Here is a 22,158-nt window from a genome sequence, read left to right on the forward strand (position 1 = left end):
TTTTTCATCATAAATGTTCGTGTTTGGTATTGTTAAATCACTTTATCCATGATATATTACGAATGAAATTAAATAAGCTTGTCGTATAAAATCGGGAATAGGGCCCGAAAGTTTCTACCGAGTTACCGTAAATAACTCGACTACGATTTTAATCCACTCACTTTTGAGTAGAGTACCTTTCAGTTGAAGTGAAGGGATAAATCGAACGCATACGGCGAAATTGCTGTATGCGTTTTTCTTTTGTAGAAATTATACGCAGGCAAGTCGGAGGAATCAGCATGAAAAAATATTTTCAATTTGAAGAATTAGGAACGAATTACCGTAGAGAAATCATTGGCGGTTTAACAACGTTTTTAGCAATGGCATATATTCTTGTCGTTAACCCGTTAACTTTAACTTTAGAGTCAGTACCAGACCTACCCGATTCGATGCGTATGGATTATGGCGCTGTCTTTATGGCAACAGCATTAGCTGCAGCGATCGGATGTTTAGTGATGGGGATATTGGCGAAGTATCCAATCGCTTTAGCTCCAGGTATGGGCTTGAATGCATTCTTCGCGTACACAGTAATTTTAACTTACGGAATTCCTTGGCAAACAGCATTAACAGGTGTTTTATTTTCAGGTCTTATATTTATTTTGCTGACTTTAACGGGTCTTCGTGAAACAATCATTAATGCCATTCCGGCAGAATTAAAATACGCTGTTGGAGCGGGGATTGGTCTTTACATTACGTTTATCGGATTGCAAAACGCTGAAATTATTGTTGATAATCCAGCAACTTTGGTTGGATTAGGCGACCTTTCAAACAGTTCAGCATTACTTGCCATTTTTGGGTTAGTTGTTACGGTAATCTTTATGGTTCGAGGGATTCAAGGCGGAATCTTTTTCGGGATTTTAATCGCTGCGGTAGTTGGCATGATATTTGGTGTCGTCAACTTGCCGAGTGCAGTAATTGATTTGAGCCTTCCGAGCATGGCTCCGACTTTTGGCGTAGCGCTTGAACCCATTTTCAATGATTTTGGTTCATTAATGAATATTCAATTTCTAGTTGTTGTATTAACATTCTTGTTCGTTGATTTCTTTGATACTGCTGGGACATTGGTGGCTGTAGCAAACCAAGCCGGCTTGATGAAAGACAATAAACTACCGAGAGCAAGCAAAGCCTTATTAGCAGATTCAATTGCGACAGTTAGTGGAGCAATTTTCGGAACGTCAACGACGACTTCTTATATTGAATCTACTTCAGGAGTTGCAGCAGGAGCGCGTTCTGGTTTTGCGGCAGTTGTTACAGGAATATTGTTCCTTCTGTCAATATTCTTTTATCCAGTTCTTGAAGTAATAACAAGTGCAGTAACTGCGCCTGCTTTAATTATTGTAGGAGTCTTAATGGTTTCAGCATTAGGAAAAATTGATTGGTCTAGATTTGAAATTGCAGTACCGGCTTTCTTAACAATGATTACGATGCCACTTGGCTACAGCATTGCAACGGGAATTGCGATTGGTTTTATCTTCTATCCAATTACGATGCTTGTAGCAGGAAAAGGCAAACAGATTCATCCGATTATGTATGGGTTGTTTGTTATCTTTATACTGTACTTTATTTTCTTAGTTTGAGCTTGAAAGTCCGCCAAGTTAGTTTGGCGGACTTTTTCTTTGTTACATCTTAAAAATTTACATATTCTTATGTAATTTATAGAAGAAATTTAATTAACTTATAAAAGAGTGGGGAACTTAAATCCTTTGGTGAGTTGTAAGGAGAGAAGGAAAATAGGAGCATGACTTTGTTATTGAAAAATTTCAAGAGCTGACCAAGAAAGGGAAGCTTATTAATTTAAGGAGAACTATTCAATGTAAAGAGTAAAGTTCCTTTCAAATTTGTAACACGTTTGTAATTAGAATTATCAGTTTTTATGTTATAATAACAATGTTAAAGAAAATGTATTTAAGTGTTGACTCTTTAATTTAAGCGTGTTATATTAATTGAGTCGCCAATGAGTGCGGCAAACAAACACAATTACTTGAACCTTGAAAACTGAACAGCAAAACGTCAACAAATCGCAACGGTCGCGCAAAACGGCCCGCGCAAAAACTTACTGATCAGCGTTATGCAGATCAAGCCATCTTCGGATGGTGCCAGCAACAACTAGAGCAGTCAAATGTTCTCTATAATGGAGAGTTTGATCCTGGCTCAGGACGAACGCTGGCGGCGTGCCTAATACATGCAAGTCGAGCGGAACCATTGGAGCTTGCTCCTTTGGTTTAGCGGCGGACGGGTGAGTAACACGTGGGCAACCTGCCCTGCAGATCGGGATAACTCCGGGAAACCGGTGCTAATACCGAATAGTTTGCGGCCTCTCCTGAGGCTGCACGGAAAGACGGTCTCGGCTGTCACTGCAGGATGGGCCCGCGGCGCATTAGCTAGTTGGTGGGGTAATGGCCTACCAAGGCAACGATGCGTAGCCGACCTGAGAGGGTGATCGGCCACACTGGGACTGAGACACGGCCCAGACTCCTACGGGAGGCAGCAGTAGGGAATCTTCCGCAATGGACGAAAGTCTGACGGAGCAACGCCGCGTGAGTGACGAAGGTTTTCGGATCGTAAAACTCTGTTGTGAGGGAAGAACAAGTGCCAAGTAACTACTGGCACCTTGACGGTACCTCACCAGAAAGCCACGGCTAACTACGTGCCAGCAGCCGCGGTAATACGTAGGTGGCAAGCGTTGTCCGGAATTATTGGGCGTAAAGCGCGCGCAGGCGGTTCTTTAAGTCTGATGTGAAAGCCCACGGCTCAACCGTGGAGGGTCATTGGAAACTGGAGAACTTGAGTACAGAAGAGGAAAGTGGAATTCCATGTGTAGCGGTGAAATGCGTAGAGATGTGGAGGAACACCAGTGGCGAAGGCGACTTTCTGGTCTGTAACTGACGCTGAGGCGCGAAAGCGTGGGGAGCAAACAGGATTAGATACCCTGGTAGTCCACGCCGTAAACGATGAGTGCTAAGTGTTAGGGGGTTTCCGCCCCTTAGTGCTGCAGCTAACGCATTAAGCACTCCGCCTGGGGAGTACGGCCGCAAGGCTGAAACTCAAAGGAATTGACGGGGGCCCGCACAAGCGGTGGAGCATGTGGTTTAATTCGAAGCAACGCGAAGAACCTTACCAGGTCTTGACATCCCACTGCCCGGTGTAGAGATACACTTTTCCCTTCGGGGACAGTGGTGACAGGTGGTGCATGGTTGTCGTCAGCTCGTGTCGTGAGATGTTGGGTTAAGTCCCGCAACGAGCGCAACCCTTGATCTTAGTTGCCAGCATTCAGTTGGGCACTCTAAGGTGACTGCCGGTGACAAACCGGAGGAAGGTGGGGATGACGTCAAATCATCATGCCCCTTATGACCTGGGCTACACACGTGCTACAATGGACGGTACAAAGGGTTGCCAACCCGCGAGGGGGAGCTAATCCCAGAAAACCGTTCTCAGTTCGGATTGTAGGCTGCAACTCGCCTGCATGAAGCCGGAATCGCTAGTAATCGTGGATCAGCATGCCACGGTGAATACGTTCCCGGGCCTTGTACACACCGCCCGTCACACCACGAGAGTTTGTAACACCCGAAGTCGGTGAGGTAACCCTTGTGGAGCCAGCCGCCGAAGGTGGGACGGATGATTGGGGTGAAGTCGTAACAAGGTAGCCGTATCGGAAGGTGCGGCTGGATCACCTCCTTTCTAAGGATAAATTCGGAACCGGACGCCCTAGGCGCTCCGGGGTTGACGTTTTGCGTTCAGTTTTGAAGGTTCATCTTCAGGCGGCAACGCCTTTTTTTGTGACTTTCAGACTTGTTCTTTGAAAACTGGATAAAACGACATTGAAACAAATGAAACATGGATTCAAAGTACGCGTGGCACTTGATGCCACAACTTTTTAATTAACCAGTGGTTAAGTTAGAAAGGGCGCACGGTGGATGCCTTGGCACTAGGAGCCGAAGAAGGACGGCACTAACACCGATATGCTTCGGGGAGCTGTAAGTGAGCGATGATCCGGAGATTTCCGAATGGGGGAACCCCCTGTCTTTAATGGGACAGGATCCATGTGTGAATCTATAGCACATGAGAAGGCAGACCCAGGGAACTGAAACATCTAAGTACCTGGAGGAAGAGAAAGCAAATGCGATTCCCTGAGTAGCGGCGAGCGAAACGGGATCAGCCCAAACCAAGAGGCTTGCCTCTTGGGGTTGTAGGACACTCTATACGGAGTTACAAAAGGAAGGATTAGGCGAAGCGACCTGGAACGGTCCGCCACAGCGGGTAACAGCCCCGTAGCCGAAAACCCTTCCCCTCCAGAGTGGATCCTGAGTACGGCGGAACACGTGAAATTCCGTCGGAATCTGGGAGGACCATCTCCCAAGGCTAAATACTTCCTAGTGACCGATAGTGAACCAGTACCGTGAGGGAAAGGTGAAAAGCACCCCGGAAGGGGAGTGAAATAGATCCTGAAACCGTGTGCCTACAAGTAGTCAAAGCCCGTTAATGGGTGATGGCGTGCCTTTTGTAGAATGAACCGGCGAGTTACGATTACATGCAAGGTTAAGCTGAGAAGGCGGAGCCGCAGCGAAAGCGAGTCTGAATAGGGCGACAGAGTATGTAGTTGTAGACCCGAAACCAGGTGATCTACCCATGTCCAGGGTGAAGGTAAGGTAACACTTACTGGAGGCCCGAACCCACGCACGTTGAAAAGTGCGGGGATGAGGTGTGGGTAGCGGAGAAATTCCAATCGAACCTGGAGATAGCTGGTTCTCTCCGAAATAGCTTTAGGGCTAGCCTCAAGATAGAGAATCCTGGAGGTAGAGCACTGTTTGGACTAGGGGCCCATCCCGGGTTACCGAATTCAGACAAACTCCGAATGCCAGTGATTTATGCTTGGGAGTCAGACTGCGAGTGATAAGATCCGTAGTCAAGAGGGAAACAGCCCAGACCACCAGCTAAGGTCCCCAAATATCCGTTAAGTGGAAAAGGATGTGGCGTTGCTTAGACAACCAGGATGTTGGCTTAGAAGCAGCCATCATTTAAAGAGTGCGTAATAGCTCACTGGTCGAGTGACACTGCGCCGAAAATGTACCGGGGCTAAACGGATTACCGAAGCTGTGGATGGATCTCTTCGGAGATCCGTGGTAGGAGAGCGTTCTAAGGGCGTTGAAGTCAGACCGGAAGGACTGGTGGAGCGCTTAGAAGTGAGAATGCCGGTATGAGTAACGAAAGACGGGTGAGAATCCCGTCCACCGAATGCCTAAGGTTTCCTGAGGAAGGCTCGTCCGCTCAGGGTTAGTCGGGACCTAAGTCGAGGCCGATAGGCGTAGACGATGGACAACAGGTTGATATTCCTGTACCACCTCCCCGCCGTTTGAGCAATGGGGGGACGCAGAAGGATAAGGAGAGCGTGCCGTTGGTTGTGCACGTCCAAGCAGTGAGGCGTGGAATGAGGCAAATCCCATTCCTGATACGTTGAGCTGTGATGGCAAGAGGTTTACCTCAGAGTCCCTGATTTCACACTGCCAAGAAAAGCCTCTAGCGAGGCGGGAGGTGCCCGTACCGCAAACCGACACAGGTAGGCGAGAAGAGAATTCTAAGGTGAGCGAGTGAACTCTCGTTAAGGAACTCGGCAAAATGACCCCGTAACTTCGGGAGAAGGGGTGCTCTGGTAGGGTGAATAGCCCGAGAGAGCCGCAGTGAATAGGCCCAGGCGACTGTTTAGCAAAAACACAGGTCTCTGCAAAACCGTAAGGTGACGTATAGGGGCTGACGCCTGCCCGGTGCTGGAAGGTTAAGAGGAGTGCTTAGCGCAAGCGAAGGTGCGAATTGAAGCCCCAGTAAACGGCGGCCGTAACTATAACGGTCCTAAGGTAGCGAAATTCCTTGTCGGGTAAGTTCCGACCCGCACGAAAGGCGTAACGATCTGGGCACTGTCTCAACGAGAGACTCGGTGAAATTATAGTACCTGTGAAGATGCAGGTTACCCGCGACAGGACGGAAAGACCCCGTGGAGCTTTACTGTAGCCTGATATTGAATTTTGGTGCAACTTGTACAGAATAGGTAGGAGCCTTAGATTCCGGAGCGCCAGCTTCGGCGGAGGCGTCAGTGGGATACTACCCTGGTTGTATTGAAATTCTAACCCACAAGCCTGATCGGCTTGGGAGACAGTGTCAGGCGGGCAGTTTGACTGGGGCGGTCGCCTCCTAAAGAGTAACGGAGGCGCCCAAAGGTTCCCTCAGAATGGTTGGAAATCATTCGCAGAGTGTAAAGGCAGAAGGGAGCTTGACTGCGAGACGTACATGTCGAGCAGGGTCGAAAGACGGGCTTAGTGATCCGGTGGTTCCGCATGGAAGGGCCATCGCTCAACGGATAAAAGCTACCCCGGGGATAACAGGCTTATCTCCCCAAGAGTCCACATCGACGGGGAGGTTTGGCACCTCGATGTCGGCTCATCGCATCCTGGGGCTGTAGTCGGTCCCAAGGGTTGGGCTGTTCGCCCATTAAAGCGGTACGCGAGCTGGGTTCAGAACGTCGTGAGACAGTTCGGTCCCTATCCGTCGCGGGCGCAGGAAATTTGAGAGGAGCTGTCCTTAGTACGAGAGGACCGGGATGGACACACCGCTGGTGTACCAGTTGTTCTGCCAAGGGCATCGCTGGGTAGCTATGTGTGGCCGGGATAAGTGCTGAAAGCATCTAAGCACGAAGCCCCCCTCAAGATGAGATTTCCCATTGCGCAAGCAAGTAAGATCCCTCAAAGACGATGAGGTAGATAGGTTCGAGGTGGAAGCGTGGCGACACGTGCAGCTGACGAATACTAATCGATCGAGGACTTAACCAACAAACTGTACGCGAATCATGCACGATTTGTTTCATCTGTCGTTTATCCAGTTTTGAGTGAACAAGCACTCAATTAAAATAGTCCAGTGATGATGGCAAAGAGGCCACACCCGTTCCCATCTCGAACACGGCAGTTAAGCTCTTTTGCGCTGATGGTAGTTGGGGTTTCCCCCTGTGAGAGTAAGACGTCGCTGGTCTAGTGTAGTACGAAAAGTCGTTACCGATTCCGGTAACGGCTTTTTTTATTTGCACCTAACGAAATTGTGGAAGTGCCGTTTATGTTTGAGTGAATTTCAAGAAATCTTCAGAGACTTCTCGTATCATGAACCGACAAATAACAAGGTGAAGAAACCAAGATGCATTTTGGATCGCCATCTCTATTATGGCGTCTTATTGATTTTAAAGTGGACACTGGCTTTACGATTTGGGCTTTACTAAAGCTACAAATAAACTTGGGAAAAGAATTCCTTATGTATCAAGGACTATCAGTCTTTTCTCTCTTGCTTTCTATCCCTATTTCCCCTAGTATAAAAATTAATTCCCATTAGTCATTAAAAGATAGAGGTGTAGAGATTGGATGTAAACCCATGGATTATGGTGCTAATCATTTTTTCAATCAATATTGTATATGTAACGTTTTTTACAATACGAATGATTATGACCTTAAAAGGCTATCGTTATTTAGCTGCCGGTGTCAGCATGATCGAAGTCGTTATTTATATAGTAGGACTTGGCTTGGTACTGGATAATCTTGATCAGCTTCAAAATCTGATTGCGTATGCGTTAGGTTACGGTTCGGGTGTTATTATCGGCTCCAAAATTGAAGAGAAAATGGCGCTAGGCTATATTACAGTCAATGTCATTACAAGTGAGGCTGGGGAATACCTTCCAAAGATGCTCCGTGAAAAAGGGTATGGTGTCACGGATTGGAATGCGAATGGACGAGATGGTGGACGACAATCCATGCAAATTTTAACGCCGCGTAAAATGGAGTTAAAATTGTATAAAGCTATTCAAGAAATCGATCCTAAAGCATTTATTATTGCCTATGAAGCAAAAACAATTCATGGGGGATTCTGGGTGAAAACAGTAAAGAAAGGAAATTTATATAAATGAGTAAAAGTACAATCTGGTTTGAAGTGGAAGAACATGAATCTATTTCAGAATGTCTTGAAAGAATGAAGGCAGAAGGCTATGCTGCAGTCGGTCGAAAAGAAGAGCCTTTGTTTCAAGAGATTGGTGGTCAACCTGTTCCTATTAGGCAAATCGTTAAATTCAAAGGAGTTAAACTCAAAGAATAACAGTATATTTCTTTTAAATCCGAACGATTGAAAAAATGGATAATACATCGTTCGACTTTATCATTGACGTAGTTTCTTCAACTTGTTATGATAAGTGAGGATACCCCATATATGCAGAAGAATTGGCTTCTGCGTCTCTACCAAGACACCGTAAATGTCTGGACTATGCGGGAAAGCAACTTATTGGGTCGTAAAGCGAAGGATGTGCGTACATGCCATCATTTAAAATTCGTATCATTTACAGTCCTTAAGTAAACTGCTTTTCACGTAATGTGAGCAGTTTATTTAAGGGCTTTTTATTTTTTAAAAGGAGAGTGCAATCGATGAATCCGCGAATTGGCGTCATTATGGGAAGTACGAGTGATTGGGAAACAATGAAGCATGCGTGTGACATATTGGATGAACTGGGGTTGAGTTACGAGAAGAAAGTGGTTTCAGCACACCGGACACCGGATTTAATGTTCCGCTACGCTGAACAAGCGCGTGAACGCGGGTTGCACGTGATTATTGCAGGAGCTGGTGGTGCTGCTCATTTGCCAGGCATGGTAGCAGCCAAAACAACTTTACCGGTCATTGGTGTACCTGTTCAATCAAAAGCGTTAAACGGTTTAGATTCCTTGTTATCAATCGTTCAAATGCCTGGGGGAGTACCGGTTGCGACTGTAGCTATCGGCAAAGCAGGTGCAGTCAATGCGGGCTTGTTGGCAGCTCAAATACTCGGAACGGTTGATGAGCGTGCGGCACAGGCTTTACAAGATAGAAGAAATCGTACAGCTGATGCGGTGCTAGAGAGTTCGGAGGATTTGGTATGACAAAAACCATTTTACCTGGACAAACGATTGGCATTATCGGCGGAGGTCAATTGGGACGCATGATGGCACTTGCGGCAAAAGAAGCGGGTTTCAAAATCGCAGTTCTCGATCCGGCTATGGACTCACCTACCGGTCAAGTGGCAGACATCCAAATCGTTGGACCGTTTAATGATCAACATGCGTTAGAAGAATTGGCTGAAGCAAGCGACGTCATCACTTATGAATTTGAAAATATAGATGTTGAAGGATTATCGAACCTAGCAAAAATCGCTTATGTGCCGCAAGGTTCTGAATTGATTCGTGTGACACAAAATCGAATTTTTGAAAAACAAGCGATTTCTGAAGCTAGTGTCGTCGTGACAGATTATATTACCGCTTCTTCTTTTGAAGAGTTAAAAGAAAAAAGTCATCAATTGTCATTTCCTTTCGTTGTGAAAACAGCGCGCGGGGGATACGACGGCAAAGGGCAACAAACTGTTTCTTCTATGGAAGAACTTTCTTTAGTAGAAGAATTGTTCGCGAACGGCGACTGTGTGGCGGAAGCTTTTGTAGAATTTACGAAAGAGATTTCAGTCATTATCCAACGCAACGTACATGGCGAAACAGCTATTTTACCGATTGGTGAAAATATTCACAAAGATCATATTTTGCATGAAACCATAGTTCCGGCAAGAATCGATAAAAAGACAAGCGATGAAGCGAAAAGAGCTGCTGAGAAAATTGCCGCTCATCTTGAAATGGTTGGTACATTAGCGGTTGAAATGTTTGTGTTAGAAAATGGCAGCATCCTCGTCAATGAATTGGCGCCACGTCCCCATAATTCGGGTCATTATTCGATTGAAGCGACAAACATATCTCAATTTCATCAACACATCCGAGCGATTTGTGGATGGCCATTGAGACAGCCAATCCTTTGGTCTCAAGCCGTAATGGTCAACGTGCTAGGCGAGCATATCGCGCCACTGGCTTCAAAAATAGCACAATTTCCAAATTGGTCGATTCATTTGTACGGAAAAGACGAAGCAAAGCAGAAACGGAAGATGGGACATGTTACGATATTAACGGAAGACTTAGAGGCAACTTTAAGTGAAATTGATGCATCTGGCATTTGGTCAGAATAATTGGAGGAACTAATTTATGATCGCACGTTACACAAGACCCGAAATGGGCGCAATTTGGACAGAAGAAAACAAATACAATGCATGGCTAGAAGTTGAAATTTTAGCATGTGAAGCTTGGGCAGAAATCGGAGATATTCCGAAAGAAGATGTAGCCGAAATTCGTAAAAACGCTTCTTTTTCAGTAGACCGTATTTTAGAAATTGAAGAAGAAACGCGTCATGATGTAGTGGCATTTACACGAGCAGTATCTGAAACGCTGGGCGAAGAACGCAAATGGGTTCATTACGGCTTAACTTCAACAGACGTTGTTGATACCGCATTGTCTTACTTGTTAAAACAAGCAAACGTCATTATCCGTAAAGACTTAACAAACTTTATCGATATTCTTGCGAATAAAGCAAAAGAACATAAAATGACGGTCATGATGGGCCGTACACATGGTGTGCATGCAGAACCAACAACTTTCGGTTTGAAACTTGCATTATGGCACGAAGAAATGAAACGTAATTTAGAACGTTTCGAAGCGGCAGCAGCTTCAATTGAAACAGGCAAAATGTCTGGTGCAGTTGGAACTTATGCTAATATTGATCCATTTGTTGAATCATATGTTTGCAAAGAGTTAGGTCTTGCAGCATCACCTATTTCTACACAAACATTGCAACGCGATCGTCACGCACAGTATTTAAGTGTACTCGCATTGATTGGTTCATCTGTTGAGAAATTTGCGACAGAAATTCGCGGATTGCAAAAATCGGAAACACGCGAAGTAGAAGAGTTTTTCGCAAAAGGTCAAAAAGGTTCTTCTGCAATGCCACATAAACGTAACCCAATTGGTTCTGAAAACATGACAGGCCTTGCGCGTTTAATCCGTGGCTACATGTTAACAGCTTACGAAAACGTTTCTTTATGGCACGAACGCGACATTTCGCATTCATCAGCAGAACGTGTGATTTTACCAGATGCAACGATTGCGCTTAACTACATGTTAAATCGTTTCGGTAATATCGTGAAAAACTTAACAGTGTTCCCAGAGAACATGAAACGCAATATGGATTCAACACTGGGCTTGATTTATTCACAGCGTGTGTTGTTGGCATTGATCGATAAAGGGATGGCTCGCGAGGCAGCTTACGATACCGTTCAGCCGTGTGCGATGGAAGCTTGGGAAAACCAAACGCATTTCCGCAAAATTGTGGAAGCAAATGACACGATTACAGCTAAGCTATCTAAAGAAGAATTGGATGATTGCTTTGATTACAATCACCACTTGCAACAAGTAGACATGATTTTCAACCGACTTGGATTAAACTAAACGGGGGCTTCTGAAAATGGAAAAAGGTCAGCTATTGTACGAAGGAAAAGCAAAACGCTTGTATGCAACAGACGAAAAAGAATTATTGTGGGTGGAATATAAAGATTCAGCTACGGCTTTCAACGGTGAGAAAAAAGAAGAAATTACCGGGAAAGGCATTTTGAACAATAAAATCACGTCACTGATTTTCACAAAATTGCAGGAAGCAGGCATTGCGTCTCATTTCGTTAAGCAATTGTCTGATCACGAACAATTGGTGCAAAGTGTAAGCATCATTCCATTGGAAGTAGTGGTCCGGAACATCACAGCGGGCAGCATGGCCAAACGCCTTGGCATTGAAGAAGGCGTGGCCATTAGCCGTCCGGTTGTGGAGTTCTATTTAAAAGATGATGAATTAGGCGACCCCTTAATAACAGATGAACATGTTGATATGCTAAAGCTGGCAACTGCAGAGGAAGTGGCAGTGCTCAAGCAAAAGGCACGCGAAATTAATGGAGTATTAATTGGCTTTTTTACAGAAATTGGCGTAGATCTTGTTGATTTTAAAATTGAATTTGGCCGTGATAAAAATGGTCGAATTTTATTGGCTGATGAAATTTCGCCGGACACTTGCCGGCTTTGGGATATGGAGACAAAACAAAAGCTTGATAAAGACGTATTCCGCCGTAATCTTGGGAATTTGACAGAAGCGTACGAACTCATTTTAACTCGTCTAGGAGGACAACACTCATGAAAAAAGTAAAAGTATACGTAACATTACGTGAAAGTGTATTGGACCCACAAGGTTCTGCAGTTATGGGCTCTCTTCATAAAATGGGCTATGGTGAAGTGGCAGACGTACGAATTGGCAAATACCTAGAATTGGTTATTGGAGACAGTGAACGCGATGTAGATTCTTTAGTAAACGAATTGTGTCATCGACTTTTAGCTAACACGGTAATTGAAGATTACCGTTATGAAATTGAGGAGGTTGTCTCACAATGAAATTCGCAGTAATTGTTTTCCCAGGTTCAAATTGTGATTTGGATATGTACCACGCGGTCAAAGATGAACTAGGTGAAGAAGCAGAATACGTTTGGCATGACTCAAAAGATTTGAGTAGCTATGACGGAATTTTACTACCAGGCGGATTTTCATACGGCGATTACTTGCGTTGCGGCGCAATCGCTCAATTTTCTGGAGTTATGGACGAAGTAAGAAAAGCAGCTGAAGCAGGCAAGCCGGTTCTTGGAATCTGTAACGGCTTCCAAATTTTAACCGAAGCGGGTCTTTTGCCAGGCGTTCTTTTGCGGAATAAGAACTTGAAGTTCATGTGCCGTACTGTTGGATTAAAAGTAGAAAACAACAATACCTTGTTCACAAATGAATACGAACAAGGCGAAGAAATCCAGATTCCAATTGCTCACGGAGAAGGTAATTATTATTGCGATGATGCGACATACAATCACCTTAAAGAAAACAATCAAATCGTCTTTACGTATGCAGATGATTTTAACGGCAGTCGAAACAACATTGCAGGAATTATTAACGAACGCGGAAACGTGCTCGGCATGATGCCGCATCCTGAACGTGCAGTGTCCGAGTTAATCGGCGGCAAAGATGGATTAGCTTTATTTAGATCAATCGTTAAACAGTGGAGGGAATCACATGTCAGTCATGCTTGAACCAAATGCTGCTCAAATAAAAGAACAAAAAGTATATCAACAAATGGGCTTATCGGACGCGGAATTTGAAATGGTTGAAAAGATTTTAGGAAGATTGCCAAACTATACGGAAACAGGTTTGTTTTCAGTCATGTGGTCTGAGCATTGTTCATATAAAAACTCGAAACCCGTTCTTGCGAAATTCCCGACTAAAGGCGAACGTGTTCTTCAAGGACCTGGTGAAGGTGCCGGGATTGTCGACATCGGTGACGGTCAAGCAGTCGTCTTCAAAATGGAATCGCATAACCACCCGTCAGCAATTGAACCTTATCAAGGAGCGGCTACTGGAGTTGGCGGCATTATTCGTGACGTCTTTTCAATGGGCGCACGTCCAATTGCTTTACTAAACTCATTACGTTTTGGTGAATTAACAACACCTCGCGTGAAATACTTGTTTGAAGAAGTTGTTGCGGGAATTGCAGGATACGGAAACTGTATCGGAATTCCAACAGTGGGCGGAGAAATTCAATTTGATGAATGTTACGATGGCAATCCATTAGTTAACGCGATGTGTGTCGGATTGATCAATCACGAAGACATTCAAAAAGGAATTGCAAAAGGTACAGGTAATCCGGTAATGTACGTCGGCGCTAAAACAGGACGCGACGGCATTCACGGAGCCACTTTTGCTTCTGAAGAATTAACGGATGGCTCTGATAAAAACCGTCCTGCAGTACAAGTGGGTGACCCGTTTATGGAGAAACTGTTACTTGAAGCTTGTTTAGAACTAATCAAGTCAGATGCGTTAATCGGGATTCAAGATATGGGTGCTGCTGGACTAGCTTCTTCTTCAGCGGAAATGGCCTCTAAAGCAGGTTCAGGAATCGAAATGGACTTGGATCACATTCCACAACGTGAAACAGGGATGACAGCATACGAAATGATGCTTTCTGAATCACAAGAACGGATGTTAATCGTCGTTAAAGCTGGTCGTGAGCCTGAAATCGTTGAGTTGTTCGAGAAATACGGGTTAGATGCCGTGACAGTTGGTACAGTAACAGACGATTCGACATTACGTTTAAAACATAAAGGTGAAATTGTTGCAGAAGTTCCAGTTGACGCACTTGCAGAAGACGCACCGGTTTATCATAAGCCTTCAGCTGTTCCAACATACTTTACAGAGTTCCAACAAATGAACAATGTAGAGCCGAAAGTAACGGATTTCAATGAAACTTTAACGGCTTTATTAAAACAACCAACAATCGCATCTAAAGAATGGGTTTATGATCAATACGATCACCAAGTGCGTACAAGCACAGTAGTAAGTCCAGGATCAGACGCTGCAGTTGTCCGTGTTCGCGGAACAAACAAAGGCTTAGCCATGACGACAGACTGTAACTCACGCTATATTTACTTAGATCCAGAAGTGGGCGGTAAAATTGCGGTAGCGGAAGCAGCACGTAATGTTGTCGTATCAGGTGCGAAACCACTTGCTATCACGGATTGCTTAAACTTCGGTAACCCTGAAAAACCAGAAATCTTCTGGCAGTTAGAAAAAGCAGCAGACGGCATGTCTGAAGCATGTACGATTTTAGATTCTCCAGTTATCGGCGGAAACGTCTCGTTATACAATGAAACAAACGGTACGGCTATTTATCCAACACCAACAATCGGTATGGTCGGACTTATTGAAGACCTTGCACATGTAACAACGCAAGACGTTAAAACACAAGGTGACTTTGTTTATTTGATTGGGGAAAGCTTTACAGAATTTGGCGGCAGTGAATTGCAGAAGATGGTCGAAGGACGTATTTTTGGTAAAGCACCAGTGATCGATTTAACAGTTGAAGCACAGCGCCAACAAGAAATTTTATCAGCGATTCAGCAAGGGCTGGTTGCATCCGCGCATGACGTTGCTGAAGGTGGTGTGGCTGTTGCATTAGCTGAAAAAACCTTTGGTAACGGATTAGGCATGGAAATTACCTTGTCTGGTACACCAACAACCGCTTTGTTCAGCGAATCACAATCACGTTTTGTTTTGACGGTTAGCCCAGAAAATGCAGCACAATTCGAGAAAGTCGTAACAGATGCTAAGAAAGTCGGCCAAGTCACGGGAGACAAATTTGTAATCAACGGTGAAGACGGTACGACTTGGATCGACGAATCCGTCGCAACGCTTCGCTCAGCTTGGAAAGGAGCTATCCCATGCTTGCTGAAATCAGAAGTTTAAATGAAGAATGTGGTGTCTTTGGAATATGGGGACATCCGAATGCGACGCAATTGACGTATTACGGATTGCACGCTTTGCAACATCGTGGTCAAGAAGGTGCTGGAATTGTTTCAACTGATGGAGAAGCTCTTCTCCCATTAAAAGGTGAAGGCATGGTCAGTGAAGTGTTCACGCCCGAAAAAATAGAGAAGATAGCAGGACATGCTGCAATTGGTCATGTTCGCTATGCAACAGCAGGAGGCAGCGGCATTGAAAACGTCCAGCCTCTGCTCTTTAACTCAACTACCGGTAGTTTGGCGATTTCACATAACGGTAATTTAGTCAATGCCACGCAGTTAAAAGGACACCTAGAACGTCAAGGCAGTATTTTCCAAACAACTTCAGATACAGAAGTGTTGGCACATTTAATTAAACGAAGCGGCTATGCGACGTTTGAAGAAAAAGCGAAAAACGCTTTGTCTTTACTAAAAGGCGCTTTTGCTTGTGTGATTTTGACAGAAGAAGCGATGTATATTGCCTTAGATCCAAATGGCTTGCGCCCGTTGTCTCTTGGTAAATTGGGGGATGCGTGGGTAACGGCTTCTGAAACGTGTGCGTTTGATATTGTGGGAGCAGAATTTGTTCGCTCGGTTGAACCAGGTGAATTTTTAATCATTACAAAAGATGGCATGCGTGCAGAACGTTTTGCTTATCCAGCAGAACGATCGATTTGTACGATGGAATATGTGTACTTTTCTCGTCCAGACTCGGACATCGATGGCATTAACGTTCACGCAGCAAGAAAACGTCTAGGCGTGCAATTAGCAAAAGAAGTACAAATTGAAGCAGACGTGGTTACAGGTGTTCCGGATTCGAGTATTTCAGCGGCCATTGGCTATTCAGAACAAAGCGGGATTCCGTATGAGCTCGGCATGATCAAAAACCGTTATGTCGGACGTACCTTTATCCAACCTTCACAAGATTTGCGTGAACAAGGCGTGAAGATGAAACTTTCGCCAGTGCGTCAAGTTGTGAAAGGCAAACGTGTGATTATGGTCGATGATTCGATTGTTCGTGGCACAACGTCACGACGCATTGTCAACTTGCTAAAAGAAGCAGGTGCGACAGAAGTTCATGTGGTGATTAGTTCACCGCCAATCAAAAATCCATGCTTTTATGGAATTGACATTAGCACAGCAGGCGAATTGATCGCTGCTAACAATACAATAGAAGAAATGCGTGAAATTATTGGTGCAGATTCACTAACATTCTTGTCGGTTGACGGCATGGTTCAAAATATTGGACGTACAGATCCTGGATCAAAATGTGGACATTGTTTAGCTTGCTTTACAGGTGAGTATCCGACCAATATTTATCCCGATACCGTATTACCGCACGAAAAAGAAAAAGTGAAATAAGGGGGAACCGGTGTGTCAAAAGCATATGAAAAAGCAGGCGTTAATATCGAAGCTGGCTATGAAGCAGTAAACCGCATGAAATCGCATGTAGAACGGACAGCGCGTAAAGGAATGCTCGGTGCGTTTGGTGGATTTGGTGGCATGTTCGATTTGTCTGAGTTGAATTTGAAAGAACCGGTTCTTGTATCTGGAACAGATGGCGTTGGGACAAAGCTAAAGCTTGCGTTCATGGCAGACCGTCACGATACCATCGGCATTGATTGTGTAGCGATGTGTGTCAATGACATTGTTGCCCAAGGTGCAGAACCTTTGTTCTTCTTAGATTATATTGCAGTAGGTAAAGCAATTCCTGAAAAAATTGAACAAATCGTTAAAGGCGTGGCAGATGGTTGTGTGCAATCAGGTGCTGCACTTATTGGCGGAGAAACAGCTGAAATGCCCGGACTTTATGAAGAAGATGAATACGATATCGCTGGGTTTGCGGTCGGAGCTGCGGAGAAATCCAAAATCGTCACAGGCGAAAAAATTGCAGCTGGAAACGTGTTAATCGGACTTACTTCTAGCGGTATTCATTCAAACGGTTATTCACTTGTGCGTCAAATCGTCTTTGAACAAAATCAATTTACACTTGATCAACAAGTTGATGGGTATGAAACGCTTGGACCAATTGGTGAAGCGTTGTTAACTCCAACAAAAATTTACGCAAAAGCAGTAGCTGCGATCGGCAATAAAATTGAAATTCACGGTATGGCACATGTCACAGGTGGCGGATTTATCGAGAATATTCCACGGATGATGCCAGAAGGATTAGGCGCGGAAATTTCGATCGGTAGCTGGCCGGTACTGAATATTTTCAAAATGCTAAAAGAAAAAGGCGAATTGGCGGACCGTGACTTGTATTCTGTTTTCAACATGGGGATTGGTTTTGTTGTAGCAGTAGCCCCTGAAGATGTTGAAAAAGTGTTGGAAATCGCTTTAGCGAATGGCGAAAAAGCTTATCAAATTGGCCGCGTTTCAAGCACTGAAGGCGTTCAATTCCAAGGTCAACAGGACGGCACATTGGATGAAAACTAAAACAAAAATCGCTGTTTTTGCATCTGGCAATGGCTCTAATTTTCAAGCCATTGCTGATGCGATTATGACTGATAAACTAGAAGCAGAAATTATGCTTGTTGTAACCGACAAGCCACATGCATATGTAGTAGAACGGGCAAAAAAAGCAGGTATGGCATCTTTTTCTTTCATTCCGTCTGAGTATGACTCCAAGCAACATTACGAAGAAATGGTAAAAGAAAAACTGCAAGCACTTGAAGTAGAATGGGTGGTTCTTGCAGGCTATATGCGCTTGATTGGCCCAGTTTTGCTTGAAGCATATGAAAACCGCATTGTGAATATCCATCCTTCTGTTCTACCAGCGTTTCCAGGTAAAGACGCGATTGGTCAAACACTCGCCGCAGGAGCAGAACAAGCAGGCGTAACAGTGCATTACGTTGACGCTGGCATGGATACAGGTAGCATTATTGCACAACAATCGTTTCCAGTACTAGGTCGTGGTCGTGAAGAAGTTGAGCAACAGATCCATCAGATTGAACATGAATTATATCCTGCAACATTGCAGCAATTATTCGGCCGCTAAACTGTCGGTCTTAATCTTTAGGAGGACTATTTGTGAAAAAAAGAGCATTACTCAGCGTATCGGATAAATCAGGGATTTTGGAATTTGCACAGGAATTGGAAAAAATAGGTTATGAACTGTTATCGACAGGCGGCACTAAAAAATTTCTTGAAGAAAACGGCGTTGCGATTACAGCCGTAGACGAAGTTACGAAATTTCCAGAAATTTTAGGTGGACGTGTAAAAACATTGCATCCGCTTGTACACGGTGGACTATTAGCTAAACATGATGATGCAGAACATCAAAGTCAAATGGCTGAAAACGGTATTTCGCCAATTGATATTGTCTGCGTAAACTTATATCCGTTCCGTGAAACTATTGCAAAACCAGGCGTAACAGTCGATGATGCGATTGAAAACATCGATATTGGCGGTCCAACCATGTTGCGTTCTGCAGCAAAAAATCATGCATACGTTACGGTCATTGTAGATGCGGCTGATTACGCTGGAGTATTGAATGAATTACAAAACAAACAGTCGACAACCTCTGAAACGAGACGACGTTTAGCAGCGAAAGTTTTCCGTCATACTGCGGCTTACGATTCATACATCTCTAATTATTTGACTGACTTGACTGGTGAAGAGTATCCGGATCAATTGACGCTGACTTATGAATTATCTCAAACACTTCGTTACGGTGAAAATCCTCATCAAAAAGCTGCCTTTTATCGTAGTCCACTTGGATCAAGTTTCTCAATTGCTAATGCACATCAAGTGCATGGGAAAGAATTGTCTTACAATAATATTCAAGATGCCAATGCTGCTCTTCAAATGATTAAAGAATTTAAAATGTCTGCAGCCGTTGCCGTCAAACACATGAATCCATGTGGTGTTGGAACAGGAGAAACAATTGCAGATGCATTTAGTAAAGCGTATGAAGCAGATTCAACTTCGATTTTCGGTGGAATTGTTGCTTTGAACCGAGAAGTTGACGCTGATACAGCCAAACAATTAGCGACGATTTTCTTGGAAATTATTATTGCACCATCATTTTCTGATGAAGCAATTGAAATGCTGACACAAAAGAAAAATATACGTCTATTAACAATTCCATTCGATAGTAAAATTAACGACAAATGGAACACGGTGACAGTTGAAGGTGGATTGTTAATCCAACAGCCTGATGTATTCGGTTATGACGATGCAGACATTCAAGTAGCAACTGAACGCCAGCCAACAGCTGAAGAGCTTGAAGCATTAAAACTTGGTTGGAACGTTGTCAAACATGTTAAATCCAATGCCATTGTTGTGTGTAACTCGGAAATGACATTAGGAATTGGTGCAGGTCAAATGAACCGTGTTGGATCTGCTAAAATTGCGTTAGAACAAGCAGGTGATGCGGCACAAGGCGCTATTATGGCTTCAGATGCATTTTTCCCAATGAACGATACGGTAGAAGCTGCTGCAAAAGCAGGCATAAAAGCAATCATTCAGCCAGGTGGTTCAAAGAAAGACCAAGAGTCAATCGATAAAGCAAACGAATACGGCATTGCGATGGTCTTTACTGGCATTCGTCATTTTAAACATTAATCGAGGTGAGCAACATGAAGGTACTGGTCATTGGAAGAGGCGGACGAGAACATGCCATTGTTCGTCAATTCGCGAAATCTTCGTCTGTTACACAAGTTTTTGCAGCACCTGGTAATGATGGAATGCGTGAAGGTGCTGAACTAGCGTCAATTGATGAAATGGATTTTGAAGGTCTTACAGAGTTTGCAAAAGAGCAGCAAGTCGATTTTAGCTTTGTGGGGCCTGAACAACCTTTATCAGCAGGAATTGTCGACTTTTTTGAAGCCAAAGGACTACGCATCTTTGGTCCGTCCAAAGCGGCAGCACAAATCGAAGGCAGCAAAGCTTTTGCAAAAGAATTGATGAAAAAATACACGATCCCGACAGCAAGTTATGAAACCTTTACTGACACTGCTCCAGCGATTGCTTTTATTAAGCAACACGGAGCACCTATCGTCATTAAAGCAGACGGTTTAGCGGCTGGTAAAGGTGTTGTAGTGGCAGTGACCGAAGGGGAAGCGATTGCTGCTGTCAACGATATGCTAGAAGGACAGAAGTTCGGAGAGTCGGGTTCTAAAGTCGTCATTGAAGAATTTTTGGATGGAGAAGAATTTTCTTTCATGTCCTTTGTTCACAGTGGTCAGATTTATCCAATGGTTATTTCACAAGATCATAAACGTGCTTACGACGGGGATCGTGGACCGAATACGGGCGGTATGGGCGCTTATTCACCAGTACCACAAATATCGCAAGCGATTATTGATCAAACGTTTGTTGAAATTGTCGAACCCGCAGTTAGAGCAATGGCATTAGAAGACACACCATTTAATGGCATTCTTTATACCGGTGTCATTTTAACGAAAAAAGGTCCAAAAGTAATTGAGTTTAATGCGCGTTTTGGCGACCCTGAAACACAAGTTGTTTTGCCACGCATGAAATCAGATTTCGGACTTTTCATGAATTCTATTTTAAAGGGACAACAGGCTGAACTCAAGTGGGACGAGCAAGCTGTATTGGGTGTCATTATTGCAGCAAATCATTATCCAGAGACCGTTGAAAAAGGTGCGTTGTTGCCTGATTTAACTAAACTTGTAGGTGTTGAAGTAACGCATGCAGGTACAAAAAAAGTAGCTGACAACTATGTCGGAAATGGTGGACGTGTGCTACTCGTTTCAGCAAGCGGTTCTTCTATCAAAGCCGCTCAGGAAAGAGTTTATGACCAGTTAAACAGCTTAGAATGGACTGGTTTCTTTTACCGCACCGACATTGGATGGCGTGCAAAATAACTTTATCTTACTTTAACGGCCAGTCTAATTTCTGTTTTTATAAAAAGGATTCACTGGCCGTAAACGTTCGATTATATCGTCTACTAGTCAAAAGAAAAAATGCCAAATTGAAGTTTTTTTCTAAATATGTTATACTATTTGATGACACAAATTCGATAAGGAAATGTGTTATTTTTGTTTTTGTCTATCCTATGGACAAAAGAGCAAAAAATGAGGATGTTAAACAGCCCACCGTTACCTCTATTGTAAACTCCAGAATGTAAACCCATAACGACCTCAGAAACAAAAAACGAGCAACATAAATCGAAAGGGGATTAATTATGAATTGGTATGAAAAGCTAAATCAGTATTTTCCAATTGAAGAAATGAAGTCGAAAGAACACATGGATACCTTATTAAAAGAAAAAGGAAGCGTTTATTACAAAGATGAGGGTCCTTATCACGTATTAATGTATGCGGAGTTCCCGCACTTCACCTTTGTTGATTATTTGTTTGTATCGAAAGAGTCACGTGGCATGGGTCTTGGCAGAAAGACTTTGCAAATGTTAAAAGATAAAAACAAGCCGATTATTCTTGAAGTGGAACCGGTGGACTACGAAGATACAGATACAGAAAAACGCTTACGCTTTTATGCACGCGAAGGATTTGAACATGCATCTTCAATTGGTTACAGTCGTCGTTCACTTGCAACAGGCGAAGAAAATTCAATGGAAATTCTTTACTGGACACCAAGCGGTGAAACAGAAGAACAAATTTTTGAAGGCATGAAGAAAATGTATGAAGATATTCACACGTATAAAGATGAACACTTTTATGGAGAATCGTATGATTCGGTAACGGACGTACTAACTTTCCAAGAAGAAGAAAAGAAAGACGTGTTAAAACCATTTAGCGACCCGGTCAATAACGACTGATAGTTCGAACCCACGCGGAAGGCGTGGGTTTTTTGTGTCTAAACGGATTGGAATGTTCTTATTTTGCAGTGAACTCCTATGTTCAGATGCATAATTATGCTAC

At 43.8% G+C, this 22,158-nt stretch carries 16 protein-coding genes, 3 rRNA genes and 2 riboswitches; all 19 genes read left to right on the forward strand.

All coding sequences use genetic code 11. From position 1 onward, the window contains the following. Positions 1-61: 61 nt before the first annotated feature. Positions 62-163, forward strand: a riboswitch (purine riboswitch). A 115-nt stretch (positions 164-278) separates the two neighbouring features. The 19 genes from I858_RS04345 to I858_RS04440 all read left to right on the forward strand — a co-directional run bounded on the left by I858_RS04345 (position 279) and on the right by I858_RS04440 (position 22,055). Next, on the forward strand, positions 279-1,616 hold the full coding sequence (locus I858_RS04345; protein ID WP_049694180.1) for an NCS2 family permease: 1,338 nt from the start codon (positions 279-281) through the stop codon (positions 1,614-1,616). A gap of 551 nt (positions 1,617-2,167) precedes the next feature. Next, a 16S ribosomal RNA gene (locus I858_RS04350) occupies positions 2,168-3,717 on the forward strand. Positions 3,718-3,926: 209 nt separating this feature from the next. After that, positions 3,927-6,857 (forward strand): 23S ribosomal RNA (locus tag I858_RS04355). Positions 6,858-6,938: 81 nt separating this feature from the next. After that, a 5S ribosomal RNA gene (rrf, locus tag I858_RS04360) occupies positions 6,939-7,053 on the forward strand. The 16S, 23S and 5S rRNA genes sit together here, the layout of an rRNA operon. A gap of 397 nt (positions 7,054-7,450) precedes the next feature. Then, positions 7,451-7,972, forward strand: a complete 522-nt coding sequence (locus tag I858_RS04370; RefSeq protein WP_049695167.1) for a DUF2179 domain-containing protein — start codon at positions 7,451-7,453, stop codon at positions 7,970-7,972. Further along, the gene (locus tag I858_RS04375) at positions 7,969-8,157 is read left to right on the forward strand and encodes an NETI motif-containing protein (protein ID WP_049695141.1); all 189 of its coding nucleotides are present in this window, start codon (positions 7,969-7,971) and stop codon (positions 8,155-8,157) included. Before I858_RS04370 ends, I858_RS04375 begins: the two co-directional genes overlap by 4 nt. Before the next feature lie 85 nt (positions 8,158-8,242). Beyond that, positions 8,243-8,343, forward strand: a riboswitch (purine riboswitch). Positions 8,344-8,480: 137 nt separating this feature from the next. Further along, positions 8,481-8,969, forward strand: coding sequence for a 5-(carboxyamino)imidazole ribonucleotide mutase (gene purE, locus I858_RS04380; RefSeq protein ID WP_049695142.1), 489 nt, complete (start codon positions 8,481-8,483; stop codon positions 8,967-8,969). After that, positions 8,966-10,090, forward strand: a complete 1,125-nt coding sequence (gene purK, locus I858_RS04385; RefSeq protein WP_049695143.1) for a 5-(carboxyamino)imidazole ribonucleotide synthase — start codon at positions 8,966-8,968, stop codon at positions 10,088-10,090. Before purE ends, purK begins: the two co-directional genes overlap by 4 nt. A 16-nt stretch (positions 10,091-10,106) precedes the next feature. After that, positions 10,107-11,402 (forward strand): adenylosuccinate lyase, encoded by a 1,296-nt coding sequence (purB, locus tag I858_RS04390; RefSeq protein ID WP_049695144.1) that lies wholly within the window; start codon positions 10,107-10,109, stop codon positions 11,400-11,402. Positions 11,403-11,418: 16 nt separating this feature from the next. Continuing rightward, a complete protein-coding gene (gene purC / locus I858_RS04395; RefSeq protein ID WP_049695145.1) occupies positions 11,419-12,135 on the forward strand; it encodes a phosphoribosylaminoimidazolesuccinocarboxamide synthase in 717 nt (238 codons plus the stop codon). Further along, complete coding sequence (purS, locus tag I858_RS04400) at positions 12,132-12,386, forward strand: phosphoribosylformylglycinamidine synthase subunit PurS (protein WP_049695146.1); 255 nt, start codon at positions 12,132-12,134, stop codon at positions 12,384-12,386. The genes purC and purS overlap by 4 nt, the downstream gene beginning before the upstream one ends. Then, positions 12,383-13,066, forward strand: coding sequence for a phosphoribosylformylglycinamidine synthase subunit PurQ (gene purQ, locus I858_RS04405; RefSeq protein WP_049695147.1), 684 nt, complete (start codon positions 12,383-12,385; stop codon positions 13,064-13,066). Before purS ends, purQ begins: the two co-directional genes overlap by 4 nt. Further along, on the forward strand, positions 13,050-15,275 hold the full coding sequence (gene purL, locus I858_RS04410) for a phosphoribosylformylglycinamidine synthase subunit PurL (RefSeq protein WP_049695148.1): 2,226 nt from the start codon (positions 13,050-13,052) through the stop codon (positions 15,273-15,275). The genes purQ and purL overlap by 17 nt, the downstream gene beginning before the upstream one ends. Next, entirely contained in the window at positions 15,251-16,672 is a 1,422-nt protein-coding gene (purF, locus tag I858_RS04415) for an amidophosphoribosyltransferase (protein WP_049695168.1), read from the forward strand. The genes purL and purF overlap by 25 nt, the downstream gene beginning before the upstream one ends. Positions 16,673-16,684: 12 nt before the next feature. Then, complete coding sequence (purM, locus tag I858_RS04420) at positions 16,685-17,746, forward strand: phosphoribosylformylglycinamidine cyclo-ligase (RefSeq protein WP_049695149.1); 1,062 nt, start codon at positions 16,685-16,687, stop codon at positions 17,744-17,746. Continuing rightward, on the forward strand, positions 17,736-18,308 hold the full coding sequence (gene purN, locus I858_RS04425; RefSeq protein WP_049695150.1) for a phosphoribosylglycinamide formyltransferase: 573 nt from the start codon (positions 17,736-17,738) through the stop codon (positions 18,306-18,308). Before purM ends, purN begins: the two co-directional genes overlap by 11 nt. A gap of 32 nt (positions 18,309-18,340) precedes the next feature. Continuing rightward, a complete protein-coding gene (gene purH, locus I858_RS04430; RefSeq protein WP_049695151.1) occupies positions 18,341-19,876 on the forward strand; it encodes a bifunctional phosphoribosylaminoimidazolecarboxamide formyltransferase/IMP cyclohydrolase in 1,536 nt (511 codons plus the stop codon). A 14-nt stretch (positions 19,877-19,890) separates the two neighbouring features. Continuing rightward, a complete protein-coding gene (gene purD, locus I858_RS04435) occupies positions 19,891-21,141 on the forward strand; it encodes a phosphoribosylamine--glycine ligase (RefSeq protein WP_049695152.1) in 1,251 nt (416 codons plus the stop codon). A gap of 320 nt (positions 21,142-21,461) precedes the next feature. Beyond that, positions 21,462-22,055, forward strand: a complete 594-nt coding sequence (locus tag I858_RS04440; protein ID WP_049695153.1) for an N-acetyltransferase — start codon at positions 21,462-21,464, stop codon at positions 22,053-22,055. Positions 22,056-22,158: the final 103 nt, after the last annotated feature.

This window comes from Planococcus versutus (assembly GCF_001186155.3).
GTDB classification, from domain to species: domain Bacteria; phylum Bacillota; class Bacilli; order Bacillales_A; family Planococcaceae; genus Planococcus; species Planococcus versutus.